Here is a 4,849-nt window from a genome sequence, read left to right as displayed (position 1 = left end):
TTCTCCATTCACTAGAATATAATCAATGAAAATATAATCAGACTGTTCATAATATACAAGCACATGATCTTGGCTTTCCTCTAATTGATACATACCTTCTTTTTCTTGTAAAAGGATTTCAAAATGCCTTTGGGATTTCATTTCCTTTTCAGGGAAAAATTCTGTCAATCTAGTAAACCAATTGTTCATCACACTGCTCTCCTTTTAACATATTTAACATATTTGTAATTTTTATCTAAGCTCTTAGAAAAAATCAATTTTTCAGAAAACTTAAACTTTACAATTTATATTATAATTTCCATTTTGTGTATTTTTAATAAAAAAATGTTATTTTTTTGTAAAATTATTTGGAATATGTATATTTTTGTTAAAATATAGTTGTGTGATTATTTTAAATATTTATTTAGGACAGGGAGAGTTATGCAGATGGATGTGAACAAAGGGAAAATTACAGCTTTACTAGGTTGGAGCCTACAAGCAATTGAAGCGATTGACAAAATGAATCGACCATATGTAGTTGTTGGTCCTTCTGAATTCCAGGGTTTTGCTGATACCAATGGTATTCAGTTTATCCCTTGGAAATTTGAAGATTTAAATGAAAGGTCCGATGAACTCTACCAAAAATTAAGAGATTTTAACACTAAAATTACTGTTCCAATATACGAGGAAACAGTTGAATGGGCTGGTGCCATGAATGCAAAGCTCCTGAATAGCCCTCGAATTTTCAATAAATCTCTGTTATTGAGAGACAAAGGTCTGATGAAGCGCAGAGCACAAATAGCAGGCATCCGAGTGGGAGTATTTGAAGAAGCTCAAAACAAAGATGATATATATCGATTTTTAAAAAGAGTAAATGAAGCACTGATCAAACTGGATGGGGAGCCGAATGACCCGATTCATGTTAAGCCATTTGATAAAGCTGGTACTGTCGGTCATCGGATGATTCGGGAGCCGCAGGAAATTGAAAAAATTGATGATTCAGAATTTCCACTTTTGATTGAAAGCCACCTGGAGGGCCAGGAATTCTCGTGCGAAGCTTTTATTCATAATGGCAAAGTAAAATTCCTAAACATTACGGAATACGTAAAGCTTGGCCACTCCAACTTCGTACCTGCGTCACCTTCACTTGAAAAATGGCGGCCCCAGATTAGAGCGGCAATTGAGAAGCTAGTCAATGCCTTTGAAATCCAATATGGCATTATTCATCCTGAATTTTTCATTTCACCGGATGGAACATTGAAATTCGGCGAAGTCGCAGGACGAGTTCCTGGCGGTCATATTTTTCAATGTATCGAACGAGCATATGGATTCAGCCCCTTTCAGGCTCAAGTGCTTTGCAGCGACCCGGATACAACAGAAGAAGAACTGGAAGCCTTTTTCCCTAAAGAAGTTGTATCTGCCAAAGGACATGCCGGCAGCTTGATGGTCTATCCAAATGTACAAATCGTAAAAAGATTGAATGTACCTGAAGAGATTAAAAACCATCCTTATTTTTTAAAACATGATATGTTCATTCCGTCCTCATCGAAAGTCGCCGAACGAGTGGGGTTTGGTAACCATTACGGAACGATTTTTTTCTTTGGGAATGACAGTGAAGTCATAAGGAATCTCATGAAAAAATACGAAAAATACGATTTTTACCTATAAGGAGAGAAACGAAGGATGACAACTCAAACAAAAAAAAGGATAAGTATAAAAACAACTCTCTTAAAAACTAGATTTGAAGCTGCACTGGACAAGCTAGAACAGGCAAAGCCCTTCGCCAAAAGCTTGTACCAAACAGATGTCTTCCAGCTAGCTATTGAACTTGCAGGTTCAGATGACGGGATGACCATTATCTATAGCAATGCTTATCGATTTGATCAAGCTGGAGTCTTCCATGGAGGTCCATGGGAAAACGCAGCGAAAATGCAACCTCCCTTTGTCGGCGGTGAATTGAGGCTTAGGAGTGTTAATTCCATTATAGAATTGTTAAGTGAAATGAGAATGCTGGCGATCGCAAAAGGAGATTGCATACATGAAGAATTGAGTAAGGTAGAAGCTGGATCATTTTTAAATGAAGTGCTGGCCCTAAACCTTGACCTTTTGTTTCCTTCGGAAACAGAAAGTCAATTAGAAGATCATATGATCCGCACGAAACACTTGTTCCGCTACCTTGGCCAAGAACTTTCCTTGACTGCGATTGCTGCTAAAATTGCTCAGGAGATCGAACGCTTGACAGTCCAGCGCCCGATTATGACGGGACGGATTTTAAATATGATCAATTTGTCTGGTCAATTAATTGAAAGCGGTATTGATGAAAAAATGGCGGAGGCCCTTGAAAAGTACTCCCGTGCTGCTAATGATCCAACACCGCTTAACAGGGATGTAACCAGTCAAAGAGAATACAGACTCAGATTAGAGAATGCCTATGATGATGAACTTGAGGCCGAGGCTAAGATTTTTGCATGTTCCATGAAAGCTACCGGACTTGTTTCACCATACCATGCTGTTTTGCTTCGGTTCCTTAATAGAAAAAATAATTATGTAATTCCAATGTCCCTTGGTTTATCAGAAACTGGGATTGCAAACTATAATGCCAATAAAAAACTAATTCATGACATCATCCAAATTTCCATTTATCCTGAAACACGGCAGGCAATATACGGTCTTGCAAAAATACTTGACATGGGAGTACTGACACAGGAACCTGTTATTACTGCCATTCGCTGTCTGTTTGAACTCCCTGTTCATGCTCAGGTACGCCAAACTCTATCAAAGCTTGAGCATGAACAAGGCGGAATCAGCCTAAATGGTCTACTTGTTGCCGGGGTAGTAAGTGTTTTGGGCCAACCGCTTGGTGTAGGACAAGGACTCAATCCAACCTGCCAATCAGCAAGAGCCATATCTCTCTGGGCACAGCATGGAATCGGACACCTGCTGGAATACATAATCCGTGCTGTCCGTGACAATGATATTGAGATGACATTTGAAGATGTACCAATCCACTCAAGCCTCCTTACAGGGGGAGTTGCCAATGAAATCCACCATGATTTAGATCCTGTATCCATTATTCTTGTCCCACATCTCGATAAAATTTATAACGAAATGATGAAACGAACGCTCCTTCGCGGAGAGGACGGTCATAAGTGGGTAAACCCTGAATTTTACGGTAAGTGGATTCCGAAGGGCTTTATTAATGCGATTGATCAACTTACACTGAATGTTACCAATTATCCGGCATTTGTCAAACTATTCTATGCTACCCACCATCCAGATTATAATGAAGGACACGAATTGATTTATCCCAACCCTGTTGGTATTTTCATCACAAATGTACATGGGGATCTGCTTGGTCTTCACGCCGTATCGATTCAAAGAATAAAAAAAGACAAGAACGGCGATTGCCGAATTTATTTTTACAATCCTAACAATGACAGTGGCCAGAATTGGGGCCAAGGCATCAGAGCAAGTGTTTCAGGTTTCGGTGAACTTGAAGGAGAAGCATCCATGCCATTTCATGAGTTTTTATCAAGAATGTACGCCTATCACTATAACCCATTCGAACAGGGTGATACCTATATGGTAGAAGATCGTCTTGTTGAAGAAGTGGAAATACTGGCAAAAAACAGTTGGGGAAAAAATTATGTTTGGCATGGGTAAATATTATACCAGTTTTTCTTTAAATTATTAACTTGAACCTTGCAAATAAATTGTCATAATTAATTATGACTTATAAGATTTAATCAAAAGTACTTTTATCGATTTGTATTAATAAAAGCACAACAACCCAACCTTTATTGAGGACACTAAAAAAGTCTAGAATAAGCGTTGCCTTCCTTGATAAGATTGTGGAAGGCAACGCAATTTATTTGCTTGGTTCCTGGTTCTATATAAAATCCTTCCTCAAAAACCTTTTCAGGAATATACTTTTCATTATGCAGCATTGAACATACTAGAAGTACATGACTTATTCACTTCTTTTTTACGATAAAAAAATGGAATACTCGTATTCCTAAGGATACAATTCCTCATATCTTATTTATCCCTTTAATCCTTTGTCTTGCATTTTTGACCTATCCAATTCAAAAAATGAGCATGCACCCAACAAAAACAACTTGTTTTTCGTTGGTACTTTTTCATTGTTTAATCAAACATACGTGTACATATTTAGGTCGGCATTTATAAGTTTCTCAAAAAGCTATATTGGAAATGGACATAACGTATTAGGGGATATCAAGCCCCCCCTCTGTTTTGGAGTTGGTATAATAGAAAAGCAGTTGATATAGAAAAAATCTATACCATCTGCTTTTTTGTTTATAAAAATACCATTCAGGACCGATTTTAGTTAAAATAAACATTGTCGATTTTCACAAATTATAAATGTCCAAATGTACTTGTGTTTGATAATAAGTTATGAAGCATGATATAAGTGTAAAAGAAGTGGAACATTTGGCTTTATATTTTTTGACCGAGAGTTTGAAGTTGTATCCATAGTGAGAGGATTTGAATTTAAAATGATAGATAATTTTTGGCGTGATTTACCACGACCATTTTTTGTACTTGCACCAATGGAAGATGTGACAGATGTTGTTTTTCGTCACGTAGTAAGTGAAGCCGGTCGACCGGATGTATTTTTCACAGAGTTTACAAACTCGGATAGCTATTGTCATCCAGAGGGTATAAAAAGTGTGCGTGGCCGTTTAATTTTTACAGAAGATGAACAGCCAGTGGTGGCACATATTTGGGGGGATAATCCCGAATATTTCCGGCAAATGAGTATTGGCATGGCAGAGCTAGGATTTAAAGGCATCGATATTAATATGGGCTGCCCTGTACCGAATGTGGTATCGAGAGGGAAAGGTAGTGG

At 37.8% G+C, this 4,849-nt stretch carries 4 protein-coding genes and 1 pseudogene; 3 read left to right on the top strand and 2 right to left on the bottom strand.

Translation table 11 applies throughout. The annotated features are described in order from the left end of the window. Positions 1-189, bottom strand: a pseudogene (locus AC11ZT_RS00735) (GNAT family N-acetyltransferase); the annotation flags it as partial. 237 nt (positions 190-426) lie between these two features. Here AC11ZT_RS00735 and AC11ZT_RS00730 point away from each other — a divergent pair. Together AC11ZT_RS00730 and AC11ZT_RS00725 are read left to right on the top strand one after the other, a co-directional pair. Continuing rightward, the gene (locus AC11ZT_RS00730) at positions 427-1,647 is read left to right on the top strand and encodes an ATP-grasp domain-containing protein (protein ID WP_484057771.1); all 1,221 of its coding nucleotides are present in this window, start codon (positions 427-429) and stop codon (positions 1,645-1,647) included. Between the two features lie 15 nt (positions 1,648-1,662). Continuing rightward, a complete protein-coding gene (locus AC11ZT_RS00725; protein ID WP_484057770.1) occupies positions 1,663-3,642 on the top strand; it encodes a hypothetical protein in 1,980 nt (659 codons plus the stop codon). Between the two features lie 146 nt (positions 3,643-3,788). Here AC11ZT_RS00725 and AC11ZT_RS00720 read toward each other — a convergent pair whose 3' ends face one another. Further along, positions 3,789-3,926, bottom strand: coding sequence for a hypothetical protein (locus AC11ZT_RS00720; RefSeq protein WP_484057769.1), 138 nt, complete (start codon positions 3,924-3,926; stop codon positions 3,789-3,791). Between the two features lie 549 nt (positions 3,927-4,475). Between AC11ZT_RS00720 and AC11ZT_RS00715 the strand changes: the two genes are divergently transcribed. Beyond that, on the top strand, positions 4,476-4,849 hold a 374-nt coding region (locus tag AC11ZT_RS00715), incomplete at its 3' end, for a tRNA-dihydrouridine synthase (RefSeq protein WP_484057768.1).

The organism is Ectobacillus sp. (genome assembly GCF_056992975.1).
This window is presented reverse-complemented; position numbering and strand designations above follow the sequence as displayed.